At 60.5% G+C, this 18,774-nt stretch carries 19 protein-coding genes; 10 read left to right on the forward strand and 9 right to left on the reverse strand.

Annotated elements, in window-relative coordinates:
• Positions 1-349 precede the first annotated feature (349 nt).
• The 3 genes from AC07ZE_RS18155 (at position 350) to AC07ZE_RS18165 (ending at position 1,352) form a co-directional block, all read left to right on the forward strand.
• Positions 350-586, forward strand: a complete 237-nt coding sequence (locus tag AC07ZE_RS18155) for a hypothetical protein (RefSeq protein WP_259332037.1) — start codon at positions 350-352, stop codon at positions 584-586.
• Between the two features lie 162 nt (positions 587-748).
• On the forward strand, positions 749-979 hold the full coding sequence (locus tag AC07ZE_RS18160) for a hypothetical protein (protein WP_207266051.1): 231 nt from the start codon (positions 749-751) through the stop codon (positions 977-979).
• A gap of 133 nt (positions 980-1,112) precedes the next feature.
• Positions 1,113-1,352, forward strand: coding sequence for a DUF2789 domain-containing protein (locus tag AC07ZE_RS18165; protein WP_095196017.1), 240 nt, complete (start codon positions 1,113-1,115; stop codon positions 1,350-1,352).
• Between the two features lie 9 nt (positions 1,353-1,361).
• Here AC07ZE_RS18165 and AC07ZE_RS18170 read toward each other — a convergent pair whose 3' ends face one another.
• The 3 genes from AC07ZE_RS18170 to AC07ZE_RS18180 form a co-directional block, all read right to left on the reverse strand.
• Positions 1,362-1,565, reverse strand: a complete 204-nt coding sequence (locus AC07ZE_RS18170) for a hypothetical protein (protein ID WP_207266052.1) — start codon at positions 1,563-1,565, stop codon at positions 1,362-1,364.
• A 427-nt stretch (positions 1,566-1,992) separates the two neighbouring features.
• Complete coding sequence (locus AC07ZE_RS18175; RefSeq protein WP_404940872.1) at positions 1,993-3,669, reverse strand: methyl-accepting chemotaxis protein; 1,677 nt, start codon at positions 3,667-3,669, stop codon at positions 1,993-1,995.
• A 147-nt stretch (positions 3,670-3,816) separates the two neighbouring features.
• Positions 3,817-4,221: a TraR/DksA family transcriptional regulator gene (locus tag AC07ZE_RS18180; RefSeq protein ID WP_007935965.1), complete on the reverse strand. Its 405-nt coding sequence runs from the start codon at positions 4,219-4,221 to the stop codon at positions 3,817-3,819.
• 363 nt (positions 4,222-4,584) lie between these two features.
• On the opposite strand from AC07ZE_RS18180, the gene AC07ZE_RS18185 reads away from it, so the two are divergent.
• Entirely contained in the window at positions 4,585-5,199 is a 615-nt protein-coding gene (locus tag AC07ZE_RS18185; RefSeq protein ID WP_207266054.1) for a glutathione S-transferase, read from the forward strand.
• Positions 5,200-5,413: 214 nt separating this feature from the next.
• On the opposite strand, the gene AC07ZE_RS18190 is transcribed toward AC07ZE_RS18185, so the two are convergent.
• A complete protein-coding gene (locus AC07ZE_RS18190) occupies positions 5,414-6,346 on the reverse strand; it encodes a hypothetical protein (protein ID WP_207266055.1) in 933 nt (310 codons plus the stop codon).
• Between the two features lie 269 nt (positions 6,347-6,615).
• Between AC07ZE_RS18190 and AC07ZE_RS18195 the strand changes: the two genes are divergently transcribed.
• Positions 6,616-7,299: a response regulator transcription factor gene (locus tag AC07ZE_RS18195; protein WP_137806849.1), complete on the forward strand. Its 684-nt coding sequence runs from the start codon at positions 6,616-6,618 to the stop codon at positions 7,297-7,299.
• Positions 7,277-8,671, forward strand: a complete 1,395-nt coding sequence (locus AC07ZE_RS18200) for a sensor histidine kinase (RefSeq protein ID WP_207266056.1) — start codon at positions 7,277-7,279, stop codon at positions 8,669-8,671. The genes AC07ZE_RS18195 and AC07ZE_RS18200 overlap by 23 nt, the downstream gene beginning before the upstream one ends.
• A gap of 55 nt (positions 8,672-8,726) precedes the next feature.
• Here the strand turns inward: AC07ZE_RS18200 and AC07ZE_RS18205 are convergent, their stop codons facing one another.
• The 3 genes from AC07ZE_RS18205 to AC07ZE_RS18215 are packed head-to-tail and all read right to left on the reverse strand — an operon-like array spanning position 8,727 to position 10,982.
• Complete coding sequence (locus tag AC07ZE_RS18205; RefSeq protein WP_207266057.1) at positions 8,727-9,137, reverse strand: SRPBCC family protein; 411 nt, start codon at positions 9,135-9,137, stop codon at positions 8,727-8,729.
• Between the two features lie 28 nt (positions 9,138-9,165).
• A complete protein-coding gene (locus AC07ZE_RS18210; RefSeq protein WP_207266058.1) occupies positions 9,166-9,963 on the reverse strand; it encodes an SDR family NAD(P)-dependent oxidoreductase in 798 nt (265 codons plus the stop codon).
• 2 nt (positions 9,964-9,965) lie between these two features.
• Positions 9,966-10,982 carry an aldo/keto reductase gene (locus AC07ZE_RS18215; protein WP_207266059.1) on the reverse strand — a complete coding sequence of 339 codons (1,017 nt, stop codon included), beginning with the start codon at positions 10,980-10,982 and terminating at the stop codon, positions 9,966-9,968.
• Between the two features lie 113 nt (positions 10,983-11,095).
• Between AC07ZE_RS18215 and AC07ZE_RS18220 the strand changes: the two genes are divergently transcribed.
• Positions 11,096-11,998 carry a LysR substrate-binding domain-containing protein gene (locus AC07ZE_RS18220; RefSeq protein ID WP_207266060.1) on the forward strand — a complete coding sequence of 301 codons (903 nt, stop codon included), beginning with the start codon at positions 11,096-11,098 and terminating at the stop codon, positions 11,996-11,998.
• A gap of 32 nt (positions 11,999-12,030) precedes the next feature.
• Here the strand turns inward: AC07ZE_RS18220 and AC07ZE_RS18225 are convergent, their stop codons facing one another.
• Entirely contained in the window at positions 12,031-13,374 is a 1,344-nt protein-coding gene (locus AC07ZE_RS18225; protein ID WP_207266061.1) for an MFS transporter, read from the reverse strand.
• Positions 13,375-13,673: 299 nt separating this feature from the next.
• Here AC07ZE_RS18225 and AC07ZE_RS18230 point away from each other — a divergent pair, with 299 nt between their 5' ends.
• Positions 13,674-15,107 (forward strand): aldehyde dehydrogenase family protein, encoded by a 1,434-nt coding sequence (locus tag AC07ZE_RS18230; protein ID WP_207266062.1) that lies wholly within the window; start codon positions 13,674-13,676, stop codon positions 15,105-15,107.
• Positions 15,108-15,277: 170 nt separating this feature from the next.
• Here the strand turns inward: AC07ZE_RS18230 and AC07ZE_RS18235 are convergent, their stop codons facing one another.
• Positions 15,278-16,543, reverse strand: a complete 1,266-nt coding sequence (locus tag AC07ZE_RS18235) for an OprD family porin (protein WP_207266063.1) — start codon at positions 16,541-16,543, stop codon at positions 15,278-15,280.
• Positions 16,544-16,737: 194 nt separating this feature from the next.
• On the opposite strand from AC07ZE_RS18235, the gene gcvA reads away from it, so the two are divergent.
• Positions 16,738-17,643: a transcriptional regulator GcvA gene (gene gcvA / locus AC07ZE_RS18240; protein WP_207266064.1), complete on the forward strand. Its 906-nt coding sequence runs from the start codon at positions 16,738-16,740 to the stop codon at positions 17,641-17,643.
• 93 nt (positions 17,644-17,736) lie between these two features.
• On the forward strand, positions 17,737-18,642 hold the full coding sequence (locus AC07ZE_RS18245; protein ID WP_207266065.1) for an NAD(P)-dependent oxidoreductase: 906 nt from the start codon (positions 17,737-17,739) through the stop codon (positions 18,640-18,642).
• The last annotated feature ends 132 nt before the right edge of the window (positions 18,643-18,774 follow it).

The raw sequence follows: 18,774 nt of genomic DNA on the forward strand, positions 1-18,774 counted from the left end.
GCAATGCCGAGGGTGAAGCCAGATAAACCCGGGTCGAGATCCTGAATGAGCAGAGAGCTCATCCAACCGGAGGCTTGAGCAGACTACTGGACGCCGCTCGCCTCGTCCTGCCTGACATTCGTCAAAGGTTGAAGGAAAACGCCCTTTGTACGGCCAGAGAAATACGGACTATCAACTTCAGGGAAAAAACTCTCAAAAAAAAAGCACTTTTCCGACATATCGCCAAGCAAAAATTGCTTTAGATAAACACAGATCACCCACCAGTGAAGGTGATTCTAGAGCAGCCATGCTCGCCGAGACTACCCATAACGACGTACATACGTCGGTAAAACAACGAAAAGGACTTCCTATGTGCACGTTGACTCACTTCGATCATTCCTTGGTAGCTCCATCGATTTCCCGTTCGCAAGGGTTGGCACACGCTGAACCTCAATCCCGATGCCCCGTCTTTCCGAGGTTTCAAGTGATATTGGCTGGCAATGCCTTCTTCCATATCAAAGAAATTTCCACGGGGCATGTAAGAGGTTTCCGCGCCAATCATAACGAAGCTTGCGCCCTCGCCCGCTCGCTCGAGTCACGTATTTGACACGACGCGCCTCGCTTCCTCATAGAGACGTTTCGTCATGCCGGTGACTTAACTCAGCCGCCGGCCCGCAACTGCTGCCATACTGCCCGACCAATCAATAGCGCCCCGTCACCCTGGGGCGTCGTTGAACACAACAATATATTTCCAACGGAAGGCCGCAAAGTGACGGAATTTGATATCGGCGAGTTTTTTATCCGGGGCGAAGCCAGAGAAGTCGACGGCGAGTTCCAGGCCGTGATTGTCATGCGCGCCAAGCCACCGCTGAAAACCGTGAGCTATCACCAGGTCGAAAAAGACCGCTGGTTCAAGTCCACGGAGATCGCGGCCCTCGCCGCCCAGGAGTCCGCCAAGGCGCTCAAGGCGGCTGTCGATGCCGGCGCATTGAAAGCCTGACACCCGGTTTTGCGGTCTATGCTCTCTCCTGCGTTTGAATATAGTTTTCGAACTCCTGAAGCGTGGCTCCCTCAGAAGTAATGGAGCCGTTGCTCAGACCTCGAACCCTCTTCGCCCCTGCAAGGAGATGAAAATGGAATCACCGACCCACGACTTGAAAGGTTTGTTCGACCAGCTCGGCCTGGATTCCACCCAGACAGCCATCGACGATTTCATTGCCAGCCACTCGCCCATGCCCGATGACAAGAAGCTCATCGATGCCGAGTTCTGGACCCCGCAACAGGCAGGTTTCCTGAAAGAACAATTGCGTGAAGACGCCGACTGGGCGCGGGTGGTCGACGATCTGAACCTGCGTATGCACCAGGTGCACTGACCTACCGGTTCAATGCAGGCTGTCCGGGATTTCGGCGTTCAATTGCGCCAACCAGGCAGCCTTGCACTCCTGCGCTTCATCGCGACTGGAAAACGCCGTACCCCGGCGTTCTCCGTTCAACAACACCACCCAGCACACGCTCTGGCCCAAGGCTCGCAAACTGGCGGGCACACCGCTGCCAATCATCACCGCGACATCGACTCTGCTTTGCATGTTGCGCTTCGAACTCCGTTAGCAACCTGACTATGCAGGTAGGGTAATGAGTTCGATGACGGGGAAACAGCGACGACTTTGTAGAGCTCCGTTGTCGAAGTCGTAACAATCTTTGGGGGCTGGATTGGGTTGGGTTGGGTTGGGTTGGGTGAATATCCGTTTCTGCGGTAACGGCCACTTAGGGTTCCGCTTTTACAGCGGGTCAATTTTGAAAAGCCGGAATGCCGGCCCAGCCAAAAGTAACCAAAAGGCTCTTGCCCCACCACTCGGTGCCTCGCTCAGGCTCGGCACCGAACGAAAGGGGCGAAAGCGCTTGGTTACTTGGCGCCGGGCGGCGTTCCGATTTCCAAGTAACTCGCCGTAAGGGCGAAACCATTAGTCGCCGTTACCAAAGCAACGGATATGTACACCAACCCAAATCCAAAACCTAGCGAACCGTCTGCGGCTTATACCCCAACCGCAACCCACCCCAATGCCGCCCCCTGACCACAATCGGCACTGACAAATCATGCATCAGTTCCCCGGTGTCCCGGGTGTAAGTCTGCAACAACACCGCCTGCTGATGACTGCCACAGCGAATCCCGGTGCGGTCGGCGAATTTTCGTTTGGTGCGGTTTTGCAGCGTATCGACCTGCACATCACCGGTCAGCGGTTGGCTGAAGACGTTGTTGTGAGTCGGCACATAACCCTGCTGAGTGCAGGCAATCGCGAACACCAGGCCTTCATGACGCGGCAGCAGCGGCTCCTGGATCGCCGGCAAGACCTGATCGGTGTAGCGGTCGAAACGCGTCTGGTATTTGGCCGGGCTGGTGTCGGGGATCGCCTGGTAATTACGGTCGAACAAATCGTCGAGGCTGACACGGCCTGCGTCGATGTCCGCTTCGAAACGCGCCGCAATCTGACTTGCACCTTCGCGCGCCAGGTCGTAGATCCGCTGGTGATAATCGTCCAGCCCGACTTCGGCCAGTCGTTCGCTGATGGTTTCCGCCTGCCCCTCCATCTGCACCGCCGCCTCGGCCAGGCGGCGGGTTTGTTGATCGCTGATGGCCAGGTCACTGCGCATCTGTTCGATGGCGTGAAACAGGCTATCGAGTTGTTCGCGATTGGTTTCGGCGCCGCGGGCGATTTCCCCGACCTGGGTTTCAACGCTGGCCGCCAGGCGGGCGATGTTTTCCAGATGCTGACCGGTGTGCTCGACCTGCTCGACACCGGTGCCGAGGTCGCTGGACAGCTGGCGGATCTGCTCCACCACTTGCGCGGTGCGTTGCTGGATATCGGCCACCATCTCACCGACCTCCCCGGTCGCGGTCGCCGTGCGCGCGGCGAGTCCACGAACCTCGTCGGCCACCACCGCAAAACCGCGCCCATGCTCCCCGGCCCGCGCCGCTTCGATCGCCGCGTTCAGGGCCAACAGATTGGTCTGGCTGGCGATGGACTGAATGACCAGGGTCACGCGTTGGATATCGTCGCTGCGCAGACTCAGGGCTTCGATCAGTTCACGGCTGCTATTGGCCCGTTCGCTGAGTCGGTGCATTCGCGAAATCGACTCGATCAACTCGCTTCGCCCGGCCGCGCCGCTGCGATGCGCCTCACTTGCAGCGCTCAGCGCCTCGCGACTGAGGGTCGAGGTGGCCTGCTCGGTGGCAATCATCACTTCGGCGTTGCCGACGATTTGCGCTGCCGCACCCAGTTGCGATTGCAGCTTGTCCGCCAGTTGCTTGACCGAAAAGGCCACGCCGGCAGCGGACAGCGCATTATGACTGGTGGTGTAGGAAAGATCGCGGGTCAACGCGGCGATGGCGCCGGACGTATCGGCAGGAACGGATTCGGGCGTTGCGCGTGAGCGCAGGCGAGGCAGCCAGATAATCAACACGGCCACTGGCAAGCCAAGGTAAAGCGACCAGCCGCCAAGTGCCATGCCACACAGCAACAGCATCAGGGCGATGCTTTGCAACGTCGGTGTCAGCCAGCGGTTTTTTGGCAAAAAAAGTAGAGGCGCAGGCACTGCCGCCACCAGAGAACCGTCTCTCGTCATCGTAGTCACCCCAAAAAATCTTCTAATTGTTGTCTTCGCATTAAGCGCCACTAAAAAGCCATTATCCATAAGCCTTTAGTCGCGGGTATTGCAGCAGATCAATAGAAGTACGGGGCTTTTTGCAGGCGGCAAGAAACATCGCGGGCAAGCCAGCTCCCACAGGACTCTTGTGAACCCTGTGGGAGCTGGCTTGCCCGCGATGGGGGCGCTGACGAATCAGGCCTGACGCTGGTGCTTGTCGATCTGCTCGTGACGCTCTTGAGCTTCGATGCAGTACTTGGTGGTCGGGCTGATCAGCAGGCGCTTGAGGCCAATCGGCTCGCCGCTGTCGTCGCACCAGCCGAAGCTGTCTTCTTTGATACGTTCCAGGGCTTGTTCCAACTGAGGCAGCATGCGCTGGTCGCGATCGATAGCGTTAACCAGCCAGGTACGCTCTTCTTCCACGGAAGCCGCGTCAGCCGGGTCGGCCGGGGTGTCCAGGCTTTCGATGGCGATGCGGTTCTGTTCGATGCGCTCATGGGTTTCGACTTTCATGTTCTGCAACAGCTCGGAGAAAAAAGCATGTTGCTCGGCATTCATGTAGTCATCCGCCGGCATGGCCAGCAACTTGTCCTTTGTCATTGATATCTCTATAAAAAAACGTGCATTAAGGCGAATAAGGGAGCGTTCCGGCGGACCTGGGCAGGCCATCGGAAAGGCGCCGTTTGTTCCAAGCGCCACCCGGCACTCAATTTACGAGGGGCGGCAGTCTAAGGCCGACTTGAGGCCTCAGCAACTGAAAAGACAGCGAATTTGTCCGACAAGGCCTCGAAAATGCGCTATGGCAGGCATCCAGGCGGATATCGGAGTGCGTTTATAGCAAGAAATTCCATCCCGCGGAGGTATATAGAGGACAAACGGCCGAGCAACAGGGCCCCTTTTGCATGCCGCGCAGGCTCGGCTAAGGTTGTACCTTCCGAAATGGCAAACCCAAGGAGCGGTTAAATGAAGCTGATCGGCATGCTGGATTCGCCCTATGTGCGACGCGTCGCCATTTCTGCCAAACGCCTGGGCATCGCCCTGGAGCACGAATCGGTGTCGGTGTTCAGAACGTTCGAACAGTTCCGGCAAATCAACCCGGTGGTCAAGGCCCCCACCCTGGTGCTGGATGACGGTGATGTGTTGATGGACTCCACACTGATCATCGATTACCTGGAAGCACTGGCTGGCCCGGAACGCAGTTTGATGCCCGCGGGCATCAAGCAACGCCTGCGTGCATTGCGCCTGATCGGCCTGGCGTTGGCAGCCAGCGAAAAGTCGGTGCAGCTTTATTACGAGCGCAACTTGCGACCGGAGCAAATTCAATATGCGCCCTGGGTTGAACGGGTCGAGGGGCAGTTGGCGGCAGCGTACGACGCGCTTGAGCGGGAGCTGGAAAAACAGCCGTTGAAAACCGATGGCTTGATTGATCAGGCGGGCATCACCCTGGCGGTGGCGTGGAGCTTTACCAACTATGTGGTGCCGGATCAGGTGTCGACTGAGCGGTTTCCGAGGATCGCTGCGTTCACCGGGTACGCCGAGGGGCTTGAAGTGTTTGTCAGTACGCCGATTGACGGATAAATATGCGGTGCCTGCTCGCGAAGAGAGAATGACTGCCAGCATCCATCTAAAAGCCAGCCCCAAACATAAAAACGCCGCTTCTCTCAAAGGCAGAAGCGGCAGAGGCACGAGCCCCGGAAATATCAACTCATGTGAACAACGCAATCAGAATGATGATCGGGAGCGGCACGCCAAGAAAGAACAGCAGTAATGAACGCATGATGATTCTCCTGGGTTAACGAACAGGTGGGGTGGTGACGTAGGTGTCGGTTTCCACATACACCACGGCATCCCGACGACGACCGCCGAATGTGGCTGCAAGGCTGGCGAAGAACGCACCGGCCAGAAGCGCAACAAACATCCACAGGGTGGTCATGGCGGCAACCTTGGCGGCTGTGTCCGCAGCTTGTTGTGCGGCCAGCTTGGCGTCGGCCACAGCTTTTTGCGTGCGGGCATAGACTTCATCGACACGACGCTCGGCATCCGCCTGGGTCAGGTTGGTGCGTTGCGCCACCAGTTGTGCCAGGTAGGTACGGTCTTCAGCAGCCAGTTGACCATCGTTGGCCAGGGAGCGAACGAAGATACGAGTGACGGTCCCGTGCACCGCGTCATCGCTGACGGCGGCCGGACGATCATCGCGCAACAGGCTGTCGATGTAATAACCGTACTGATCGCCGTCGGTATTGGCCGCCGCAGTACCGGCCACTTGAGTCGCGGCACTGGCGGCACCCCCGGCGACCTGCGCCCCGGCCTGTACGCCACCACTGACGATACCGCTGACAGAGCCCGCCACCAGCGTGGCCGTCACCAGCGTCGCCACACACCAGGCGAGAAAACCGTGGGCGGTGTCGCGGAAATAGACTTCATCGCTGTGCATGTAGGCCCACTTCACCCGCAACCGACCGGCAATATAACCACCGAGCCCAGAGGCCACGATTTGTGTGAAGGCCAGCCAGACAATCGTGGTAATGCCCAGGCCCTTGGCGCTGATACCTTCATTGGCCCACGGTGATACCGCGGAAAACCCGAGGCCAAAACCCAGCAGCACCAGAATCAGCGACAACGCCGCCGCCGCTGCGGCCCCGGCAAAGATCGCGGCCCACGACACACCAGAGAGCGTGCTTGATTCATCCAGGGCAGGATAGAAACCATCAGAGGATCTATTCATCGTTGTATCGCTCCAGGCAGAAAGATGGTGTTACAACTAGTCGTAATCACACGTTGCAGTCACCGTGCCAGTCGCGGGCTTTGAATAAATCGTTGTATGTCAGCCAGTTATAAATATTGAACTTCCCCGGCTCTTGCAATATGCAACGAACGGGCACGCTCAACGGGTTTTCTGCATTGGCGGGTCCATGAAGTTTTATTTAGAAAGCTGGCGAACATTTCTTGGCAAAATGTCGCCTATCGTTGTGAACACCTAATCAGGCCAGCCTTATGACCCGCATCTTGACCATCGAAGACGACGCTGTGACCGCCCGGGAAATCGTCGCCGAACTGAGCAGCCACGGCCTCGACGTCGACTGGGTCGACAACGGGCGCGAGGGGCTGGAACGTGCGGTCAGCGGCCACTATGACCTGATCACCCTCGACCGCATGCTGCCCGAGCTCGATGGCCTGGCCATTGTCACCACGCTGCGGACCATGGGCGTGGCCACGCCTATCCTGATGATCAGCGCCCTTTCCGATGTCGATGAACGTGTGCGCGGCTTGCGCGCCGGGGGCGACGACTACCTGACCAAGCCCTTCGCCACCGATGAGATGGCCGCCCGGGTCGAAGTCCTGCTGCGCCGGCAGAACACCGTGACCGCCCAGGCCACCACGCTGCGGGTAGCGGACCTGGAGCTGAACCTGATCAGCCACGAAGCCAGCCGTAATGGCGAACTGCTTACGCTGCTGCCCACCGAATACAAGCTGCTGGAATTCCTGATGCGCAACACCGGGCAAATCCTCTCGCGGATGATGATTTTCGAAGAGGTCTGGGGTTATCACTTCGATCCTGGCACCAACCTGATCGATGTGCACATCGGCCGCCTGCGCAAGAAGATCGACCCACCTGGCAATGTTCCACTGATTCGGACCGTGCGAGGCTCGGGTTATGTCATTGCCGAACCCGTCTAAAGGCTGGCGCTCTTCCACCAGTCGCCTGCTGGCGCTCTACAGTGCATTGTTCGTGGCCTGGAGCGGCATCCTCATGGGCGTCATGTACTACGAAGTGTCCGCTTACCTGGACAACCTGGCCAAGCATTCGCTGATGCAACGTCAGCATCTGTTTTCGCACTTCCAGGGCGAGCAACTGGCGGACGCTCTCGCCGTCAGCATGACCTTCGATATTCGCGGCATCGACGCCTATGGCCTGTTCGATGCCGAGCATCGTTACCTCAGCGGCGCCCTGCGCCACATCCCCAAGGACCTGCCGCTGGACGGCAAGATCCACATGCTCAACGACTGCGCCGAATCCGACGACCCGACCCTGCCCATCGACAGCTGCGACGCTGTGGCGACCCAGACGAAAGATGGCCGCTGGCTGATCCTGGTGCGGGACAACGGTTCGTTGTTTGCCGTGACCCGGATCATTCTCCATGCCTTGTTCTGGGGCGTGACGTTGACCATCGTGCCAGGCATCGTCGGCTGGCACCTGCTTCGCCGTCGGCCGCTGCAGCGCATTCGCGGGATTCAGGCCAGCGCCGAAGCCATCGTCGCCGGCGACCTGACCCGGCGCTTGCCGCTGTCCAACCGCCGCGATGAACTGGACATGCTTGCCGCCATCGTCAACGCCATGCTCGAACGCATTGAGCGGTTGATGAATGAAGTCAAAGGCGTGTGCGACAACATCGCCCATGACCTGCGCACCCCGCTGACCCGCCTGCGCGCGCAGCTTTACCGCATGCAACAACAGGCCGGCGAAGGCTCGGCGCAAGCGACTCAGCTTGACCTGGTATTGGCCGAAGCCGACACGTTGATGGCGCGCTTTCGCGGGTTGTTGCGGATTTCCGAACTGGAGGATCGCCAGCGCCGCTCTGGTTTCGTGCAGCTGGACCCGGTGCCGTTGCTGCAGGAACTGCATGAGTTCTATCTGCCGCTGGCTGAGGACGACGGCCTGAGGTTTCAACTGCAACTGCCCGCATCGTTACCTCCTCTCAATGGCGATCGCGCCTTGCTGTTTGAGGCAGTGGCAAATTTGTTGAGTAATTCGATCAAATTCACCCCGCCCGGTGGCCAGGTGATTTTGCGTGGGATTGATGAGAACGGGCATACCCGCATCGAGGTGCTCGATTCCGGCCCCGGCATTCCCGAGTCTGAACGGGTGGCGGTGTTCCAGCGTTTCTATCGCGCCGAGGCGGGCAACCTGAAAAGCGGTTTCGGGTTGGGGCTGTCGATCGTCGCGGCGATTGTCAGCCTGCATGGGTTTACGCTGGAGGTGGGTAGCAGTGAACTGGGTGGGGCGCGGCTGGTGCTGGATTGTCGGGAGAGATTGATACCCCAAGCCTGACACAAAACCTGTGGGAGCGAGCCTGCTCGCTCCCACAGGGAATTGGTGGTGATGGTCAGGTTGGGTAATTGGCCCGGAGAGCTTCAAGCCCACCCTGATAAATCCCGTTAAACAACGCCACCACTTCTTCGTCACTCACGCCCACCGGTTCAAACCGACCGGACCAGGTCACCCGGGCGCCCTGCCCCTGCGCTTCCACACGAATCGTCGCCAGGTAATCCGTGGCCGGAAACGGTGCCTGCAAAATCGAATAGCTGTAGGTTTTGCCGTCATTGTCGAACGCTTGCAGACGCTCGATCACCACGCCGCCGTCCGCCGTTTGCAGGCTGCGCACGCGCCCGCCTTCGCTGAGTTCGCTCTTGGGAATGAACGGCAGCCAGTCCGGCAGCGAGTTGAAACCGCCGATCAATTGCCAGACCTGATCGGCCGAGGCCGGAATGTCGATGAATGCTGATGTGGTCGCCATGAAAAATATTCTCCGGATTCAAAAAGGTTCAGATGGCCAGGCTGTCGACCACGCCGCCGTCGACCCGCAGGGCTGCGCCTGTGGTGGCCGAGGACAGTGGCGAAGCGATGTAAGCCACCAGGTTCGCCACTTCCTCGACCTCCGCCACGCGCTGGATGATCGAACTGGGCCGGGCCTTGCGCACAAAAGCGTCAGCTTCTTCCCGGACGCTGCGACCGGAGGCGGCGATGGCCTCCTTGAGCATCTCCTCCACACCGTCGGTAAGGGTCGGGCCCGGCAGGATCGAATTGACCGTCACCCCGGTACCCGCCAAGCGTTTGGCCAGGCCATGGGACACCGCCAGGTTGGCGCTTTTGGTCACACCGTAGTTGATCATCTCGGCCGGGATCGCCACGCCGGACTCCGAAGACAGGAAAATCACCCGGCCCCAGCCCTGCTTGACCATATCCGGCACGTAATGCCGGGCCAGGCGCACACCGGAGATCACGTTGACTTCATAGAAGCGTGTCCACTCGCTGTCCGGGGTCTCGAAGAAGTCCACATCGTTGTAGATCCCGAGGTTGTTTACCAGAACGTCAGCGCGGGGTTCGGCGGCGAACAATTTTTCCGCCCCCTCGGCGGTGCCCAGGTCCGCGGTCAAGCCTCGCAACTGCGCACCCGGCACGCTCTGGCGGATGCTCGCCAACGCCTGCTCGACCTTGGCCGTGTCGCGGCCGATCACCACCACGGTGGCGCCGGATTCGGCCAGCGCCTTGCTGATGCCCAGGCCAATGCCGGCGGTGCTGCCGCTGACAATCGCCAGTTTTCCACTCAGATCGATTTTCATGTTCAGGCTCCAATCATGGGTAATGGGGCACGTTCAGACACCAGCTTCGCGTCACGCAACGCCTGCCAGAAGGCTGCGGGAATCACCGCCGACAAAGCGGCGACATCTTCGGCAATCCGATCGGGACGGCTGGCACCTGGAATCACTGCCGCCACCGCCGGGTTAGCCAGGGAAAATTGCAAGGCAGCAGCTTTGATATCGACACCATGGGCAGCCGCGATGCGTTTGATGTGTTCGACTTTGGCGATGATCGCCGGGCTGGCCTTCTGGTATTCGAAGTGTGCGCCACCGGCGAGGATGCCCGAGCTGTACGGGCCGCCGACCACAATCTCGACGTTTTGCGCCAGCGCCGCGTCCATCAGGCGCTGCAAGGCACGGTCGTGATCGAGCAGCGTGTAGCGACCGGCCAGCAGAAACCCGTCCGGCTGCGCTTCGCTCAGGTCCAGGGTCAGCTCGCACGGCTCGACCTTGTTCACGCCCAGGCCCCAGCCCTTGATCACGCCCTCTTCACGCAAGCGGGTCAGGACTTTGAAGGCACCGGTGCGCGCCTGATTGAAGTATTCCAGCCATTGATCGCCGTAGAAGTCCTGGGCGATGTCATGCACCCAGACGATGTCCAGGCGATCGGTTTGCAGACGCTTGAGGCTGTCTTCGATCGAACGCATGGTCGCGTCGGCGCTGTAGTCGTTGACGATCTTGTTCGGGCGGCCGTGTTCGAACACCCCACTCTTTTCGCCCAGATCGCGGGCGGAGGCGTCTTCGACTTCGTCGAGAATCACCCGGCCGACCTTGCTGCTCAGTACATAGTCGTCGCGGTTGTAGCGCGACAGTGCCTGGCCGAGGCGAATTTCCGACAGGCCCGAACCGTAGAACGGCGCGGTGTCGAAGTAACGCACGCCGGCCTCCCAGGCGGCATGCACGGTGGCTTGCGCTTCTTCTTCAGCAATGGCGCGGAACATATTGCCCAGCGGTGCAGTGCCGAAACCCAGTGCGCCGGGCAGTTTGTCTTTCAAGCTCATGATTCAAATCCTCATCAGTTCAGTGGTCAGGTGACCGTTGAGCAGATCCTAGATTGCGACCATCGGACCGTCCAAGACATAATGCGCAGCACTTGAGTCCCTAGAGGTCTGACATGATCGACATCCGTCAATTGCGCTACTTCGTCGCCGTCGCCGAGGAAGAACACGTCGGTCGCGCCGCCGAACGCCTGCACATTTCCCAATCGCCCCTGAGCCGGCAGATCGCCCAGCTCGAAGAACGCCTGGGCCTGACCCTGTTCGAGCGCAGCCAGCAACGTATCCGCCTGACCCGCGACGGCCAGACCTTCCTCGCCGAAACCCGCGCGCTGCTGACCCACGCCAATCGCCTGGAATCCCTGGGCAAACGCCTGGGTCGCGGCGAAGAAGGCGGCTTGTGCATCGGCTACATCGAAAACGCCATGCACGCCGGCGTCCTGCCCAATGCCTTGCGCGTACTGCGCGCAGACCGGCCGAACGTACACGTCGCGTTGTACAACCTCAGCTGCGCCGAACAACTCGAAGGCCTGCGTCAGCGTAGTCTGGATATCGCATTGGTCAGCGAACCGCCGACCAACGACGACCCGGACCTGCTGGGTTTCCAGGTGCTGGACGACCCGATGCTGCTGGCCCTGCCCGAGCATCATCCCTTGGCACAGAAAGCAACACTGGTCGCCGCCGACCTGGCCAATCAGGAATGGATTGGTGTGCAGCATCGCCAGAATGCCAACTGCCACGACGACTTCGTCAGCGCCTGCATCCGCGCCGGCTTCACCCCGGACATCCGCATGCAAGCCACCGAACCCTTTACAGCATTGGGCTTGGTGGCGTCGGGATTGGGGATCGCGATGATTCAGAAAGGCCTGAGCCGCAACGCACCACCGGGCGTGGTGCTGAGGGAGGTGCCGTGGATCTCCTTCACCACGCCGCTGTGGGCGGCGTGGCACCGGATCAACCTGCGGCCTTTGGTGGAGACGTTCAGGAAGGTGTTGACCGAACGGGAGCCGGTTCCGGCCTAGTGCAAAGGTTTTGTGATCACTGAAGATCTGACTCAGCGCAGCGGTTGCCCCCGCGTCTCCGGCATCCGCAGGTACACCACCAGACTGATCGCACTGATCACCGCCAGGTAAATCCAGAACAACCCGCCATACCCCCACCCCGCCATCGCCGCCATCAGGTACGGCGCGGTGCCGCCGAACAGCGTCACTGACAAGGCGTACGGCAAGGCGATGCCGGTCACGCGCACTTCGGCGGGGAACTGTTCGGCCATGGTCACCGCCGATGCAGCGCCGAAGCCGGTCATGATCACCATCGACACGGTCTGGATCAGCGTCACTTCCAGCAGGCTGATGCCGGGGTGCAACAGTCCGAAGCTCGGCCAGGCCCACAGGATCGAAGCGATGGCAAAGGCGATCAGCACCGGACGGCGTCCCACTCGGTCAGCCAGTTTGCCGGCGAATGGCATCAGCACCAGCGACACGCCAACGGAAACCACACCGGCCAGCAACGTATCGCGAATGGACATACCGGTGATCAGGTGCACCTGATTGGGGTAGCTGACCATCCACACATAGTTGAGCAGGTTGCCGGCCATGGCGATGCCGATCACGCGCAGGGCATCGCGACGGTGGCTGAACAGCAGCTCCCGGATCGGGCGCTTTTTGCCGTGGCTGGCGATCTTCGATTTGAAGATCTCGGTTTCGCGCACCGACAGACGAATCCACAAGGTAATCAGGCCCATCAGCGCCGCGATCACGAAGGCCACGCGCCAACCCCAGTCGTACAGCGCGGTATCGCTGCCCATCGACGCAAGCGCAAAACCCAGCAGAAACGACACCAGCGTGCCGGCATTGATGGCGAACCATTGCCAGGACCCGGCAAACGCCCGGCGATGCGCCGGTGCCGACTCGATCAGGAACGCCGACGCCGAGCCGAATTCGCCGCCTGCCGAGAAGCCCTGGACCAGACGGGCAATGACCAGAATGATCGGTGCGGCAATGCCGATGCTTTCATAGTTGGGGCAGATGCCGATCACCAGCGAGGCCACCGACATCAGCAGGATCGACAGCGTCAGACCTTTTTTACGGCCATAACGGTCAGCCAATTGGCCCAGCACCGCACCACCGATGGGGCGCATGATGAAGCCGACGGCGAACACCGCCAGCACCGACAGCAAAGCGGTGACGCCGTCACCGGCGGGGAAAAACTGCTTGGCGAGGATCGAGGAAAACGTCGCGTAGATCACCCAATCGGTGTACTCGACGATCGTACCGAGGGTAGCGGCGACAATGGCTTTTCTTTCGGCACTGTTGAGTTTACGACCCTCGGTTTGAGGGATCGCAGTGGCAGTGGATGACGGCGGCAATGGACCGTCCACCGTGTGGTAGTTGCTCATATTCAAGACTCCCGTGGGCGCTATTATTGTTGACCTTCGGACGCGGCCTCAGCGTTGCGACGGGAGCAATATCCGGCGTTGCCTGCTTCGCGTGAAGCGAGTTTTCAGAACGGTTCGGTTGACTAAACCTCAAGCCATTGCCTTGAGATTTTCTCAACGCACGGTGCTTTAAAACTCGGTTGAAGGGTCCTCCGTGAGCAGCGGTAATGGCAGGCAATCATGGGGCTGCCCACGACCCTACCCCATGCCTGCTTCGACAAAAAAGCATCGACAAGAAAGCTTCACGAGGAGAACCGGCAATGTTTGACAAAACCAACAGCTTCATCGACGGCCGCATCACGCCGCCGCTGGACGGCCAATACGTCGACAAGATCGACCCGCGCACCGGCGAAAAACTCAACGAAGTGGCCAGCAGCGGCCCGGCCGACGTGGCCATTGCCATCGACAGCGCCGCCAACGCCTTGCAGGCCTGGCGCGACATGCGTCCGGCCTTGCGCGGGCGCATCCTCAACGATTTCGGCCGCCTGATCCGCGCAAGCGAGGCCACCCTCGGCGCCCTGGAGCGCGCCGAAACCGGCAAGCCCGGCCGCGAGATGGCAACCCTGATGGACCTGACCGCGCAGTACTTCGAGTTCTACGGCGGCATCGTCAACGTCATGGACGGCGAAGTGATCAATCAAGGCCCGAACTACCACGTCTATACCCGCCGCGATCCGTTCGGGGTGATCGGCGTGATCCTGCCGTGGAATGCCCCGCTGCACCAGGCTGCCCGCGCCATCGCCCCGGCCCTGGCCACCGGCAACACCGTGGTCGCCAAACCCTCCGAACACACCTCGGCCTCGCTGGTGGAACTGGCGCGTCTGGCGGTCGAAGCCGGCATCCCGCCCGGCGTATTCAACGTCATCGTCGGCAAGGGCAGCGTGATCGGCCCGGCCATGGCGCACAACCCGCACATTCGCAAAATCTCCTTCACCGGCGGCATCCGCGCCGGCCAGGAACTGGGGCACATCGCGGCGGATCGTATCCTGCCGCTGACCCTGGAACTGGGCGGCAAGTCGGCCAATATCGTGTTCGACGACGCCGACCTCGACGCCGCCGCCAAAGGCTCAACCCTGGCCTTCACCTGGAACAGCGGCCAGTGGTGCGCGGCAGGTACACGGTTGTTGGTGCAGGAATCGATCTACGAGCGTTTCGTCGACAAACTGGTGGCCGAGGTCGGCCAGTTGCGGGTCGGTCCCCAGGATGACGCCACCTCCGGCCCCATCACCACCCACGCGCAATTCGAGAAAATCCAGAGCTACTTCGCCATCGCCGAGCGCGAAGGTCTTAAGCCGGCCATCGGCGGCAAAGTCGCCAGCCTTCCCGGTTATGAAAACGGCTGGTACATCGAACCGACGGTCTATACCGGCGTCACCAATGACATGACATTGGCCAAGGAAGAAATCTTCGGCCCCATCGTCTGCGTGATCCCGTTCAAGGACGAAGCCGATGCCTTGCGCATCGCCAACGACAGCGAATTCGGCCTCGGCGCCGGAATCTGGAGCCGCGACATCGGCCGCGTCCACCGCGTCGCCGCGCAACTGGAAGCCGGGCGCATCGTGGTCAACGAATACAGCGGCGGCTTTGTGCAAACGCCGTGCGGCGGGTTCAAGCAGAGTGGGTACGGGCGCGAGCAAGGGGTGGATGCGTTGTCGCATTACACGCAGTTGAAGTCGGTGATCATTCGGCTTTGAGGCCGCCCGACTCACCCAAAGGCGCAGCCATGGCTGCGCCTTTTTACATCCAAAAACACCACCCCCCTGGGCGAGGCTTGCCCGCGAAGGCGATCTTGAGGCCGCTTTCGCCGGCAAGCCTGGCTCCTACAGGGATTGAAGGTGTTCGCCAAAATCGTGTTTACAAAGGATTACCACAGCGCCAACGAATACGTCACGATCAACCGATTCTCATCAATATCACTGGAAAAATTGCTCCGCGCACTGGCGTTTTTCCACTTCACTCCAAGGTTCTTCAACGGTCCGCTCTGGATCACGTAGCCCAATTCGGAATCCCGTTCCCACTCCTTGCCCGCCGTGGTGCGGGTGCGCACTGTGACGTCGTCCCCTGACAGATAACGGGTCATGAAGGTCAGCCCCGGAATGCCCAGCGCGGCGAAGTTGTAGTCATAGCGCGCCTGCCACGAGCGCTCATCCTGATTACCGAAATCATTGATCTGCACCAGGTTCACCAGGTAACCATCGGTGCCATTGATGTTGGCGAAACCGGTATCGCCACTCATGCGTTGGTAACCCAGCCCCAGCGAGTGGCCACTGGCGCTGTAGGTGAACATCGCGCCCAACGCCGAGTTGTCGACGTTGCTGCCGCCGTCGTCGAGGCTGCGCGCCCAACGCAAGTCGGAGCTTAAGGTCTGGCCTTCGCTGATCGTCCATTTGTGGTTGAGGGTCAGGTAGTGCTGGCGGTAGATGCCGTCCAGTTCGCCGTAGTGGTAGGCGGTGCTCAGCGACGGCGTCCAGCGGTACGTCGCCCCGGCAAAGCCGAAGCGGTCGCTGGTGGTGTGGCGGCCAAGGCGGATGTTGCGGGCCACGCCGTTGTAGACGCTCATGTCTTCAAAGTCGGAAGAATTGCGCAGTTTGGTCTGGTCGAGGCGGCCGAGGTCCAGTGACAGGTTGTCGACATCAGCGCTGTTGAGCCAGGCACCGCGAAAGGTTTGCGGCAGCAGGCGCGAATCGTTGTACATCACCACCGGCATTTTCGGCAGCAGGGTGCCGGCTTTCAGGGTGCTCTTGGCCATACGCAACTTGCCGGTGGCGCCTAATGCGCCGTACTGGTCTTCGGCGCGTCCGCCCGGCCCGCGTGCAGTGTTGAGCAGACCGGTGCCGCTACGGTCCGGCGCGGAGTCGAGCTTGATACCGACCAGGCCGATGGCGTCGAAACCGACGCCGATCAGCCCCCCGGTGTAACCCGATTCAACCCGCAGGATCATGCCTTGAGCCCATTCTTCGGCCTTGCTCTGAGCCGCGCCAGACTGCCGAAAATCACGATTGAAGTAGTAGTTGCGCAGCTCCAGACTGGCTTTGCCGTCCTGGAAAATATCGGCGCACACCGGGTTGATGACGGCACTCGCCGCCATGCAAACAGCAAGACGTGAAACCACTGGGAAGGCGTTGTTCATGGGCGCGTTTCTCTTATTGTTGTCAGGTTCGAACACGCCCCGGACAGGCGTGCGAACGTCGATCCTGAAAGCCAGGGCCGGGCCCGACAATCGAGAAAAACACCCCGCAGCCTTGAGTTTTAATCAAGTGGGTTTAGGCTCAGCTTTACGTACACTGCGCACCGCGCTCCCCCAAGAACAAGAGTCTGCCCGCTATGGAACGTCTGCCACCGCTCAATGCCATCCGCGCCTTCGAGTCCGTTGCCCGGCATCTGAGCATCACCCTGGCCGCCGATGAATTGAACGTCACGCCAGGCGCGGTCAGCCGGCAGATCCGCACCCTGGAAGAGTTCCTCAAGCTCGATCTGTTCGTGCGCGGGCATCGGCAGATCACCCTTACCGCCGCTGGCGAGCAGTACTTTCGCGCCGTGGCGAAAATTGTCGAAGACTTGCGCGGGGCGACGAAAAAACTCATGTCGCCACCCCGTCGCCGCCAGCTCAAGGTGCGCGCCTACACCACCTTTGCCATGCAGTGGCTGATCCCGCGGCTGGCGAGTTTCCACGCGCAGAACCCGAAGATCGAAGTGCTGCTGACCGCCTCGCTCGAACCCGTGGATTTCTACAAGGAAGACATCGACGCCGCGATCCGCCTCGGTTCCGGCGAGTGGCCCAACTGCAATTGCTACGTGCTCAGCGACAACCAGTTGGCCCCGGTGTGCAGCCCGTCATTGCTGCAACACGGGCCGGGGTTGCAGACACCCGCCGATATCGCCGGCTACACCATGCTGCACTCCATCGCCCGCCCCGAAGACTGGCGCTACTGGCTGGAGGCCGCCGGGGTTAGTCGCGAAGTGGATGCCCAGGCCGGTATGTCGTATCAGAGTTCGTCGATGGTCTATGCCGCTGCGGTCGGCGGTCAGGGCATCGCCATGGCGCAGCTGTTTCTGGTCAGCAAGGAGTTGCAGGACGGCAGCCTGATCCGCCCGTTCGAGCAGGTGGTGGACATGGGCGTGTACACCTACTATCTGCTCACGCCTCGGCACCGCGAGGAAAGCGATGACTTGCGGATTTTCCGTGAATGGATTCTGGAACAGGCACGCATGACCGGTGATCAGGCTTGAGATTTACTCAACGCATGGCGGCGTAAAACTGCTTTGTCGGTGATTTGCCGGCATGTCTAGCATGGGTCTCCAACGACAAAAAAGAGACTCGCCATGACCACGCTCGACGCCCCTTCCATCGGTTTTATCGGCCTCGGTGCCATGGGCCATAAAATGGCTTTGCATCTGCTGGACAACGGCTTCGACCTGAGCCTGTTCGACCCCAATCCGCAAGCCTTGGGGCCGTTGCTCGCCCGTGGTGCCCGCAGCTTCGCCACGCCCCGGGAAGTGGCTGACCACGCGCACATCGTGCTGGTCTGCGTGCCTACGCCGGACATCGTCGAGCGCGTAGTGCTCGGCACCGACGGCGTGATCCACGGCCAGCAGATCAACATCCTCGTCGACCACTCCACCACCGGCCCGAGCCTGGCCCGACGCCTGCACGCCGAGCTGGCCGAACGCGGCATCGACGCCCTCGATGCGCCGCTGGCCGGCGGTGTTGCGGGGGCGCAGAACGGCACCTTGTCGGTAATGGTCGGGGGTGATCGCCACGCGTATGAGCGTTGCGTGCCCGTGTTTGCGGCGTTCGGCAAGAAAGTCGAGCACATCGGCACTGAACCGGGGTTGGGCCAGACGTTGAAACTGGTCAACAACATGATCGTCGCCGCCACGCTGGTGGCCACCAGTGAAGCGATGCTGTTCGGGGTCAAAGCCGGACTCGATGCGCGCCAGATGGTGGAGATGCTCAACGCCAGCACGGCGCGCAGTTTCACCAGCGAACAGATCCTGGCCGGGACGGTGATGCGACGGGAGTTTGATTTCGGCTTTCGCCTGGATTTGATGCGCAAGGATGTGCGGCTGTTTCTGGCCGAAGCGGAAAATGCCGGAGCGCCGGCGTTTACCGGGTCGGTGGTGAAGCAGTTTTTTGATCAGGCGTTGAGTGACGGCGATCCGGCAAGGGATATGACGCACGTGGTGGAGGTGCTGGAACGGCTGGCGGGGGTCACACTGCAAGGCTAAAGTCGAACACTGTACCTGTGGGAGCGAGCCTGCTCGCGAAGAGGGCGTGTCAGTTGGCATTACTGGTGTCTGACACACCGCTTTCGCGAGCAGGCTCGCTCCCACAGTGGATCTGCGTTGTGCATGGATTTT

The organism is Pseudomonas sp. GW101-3H06 (assembly GCF_059424605.1).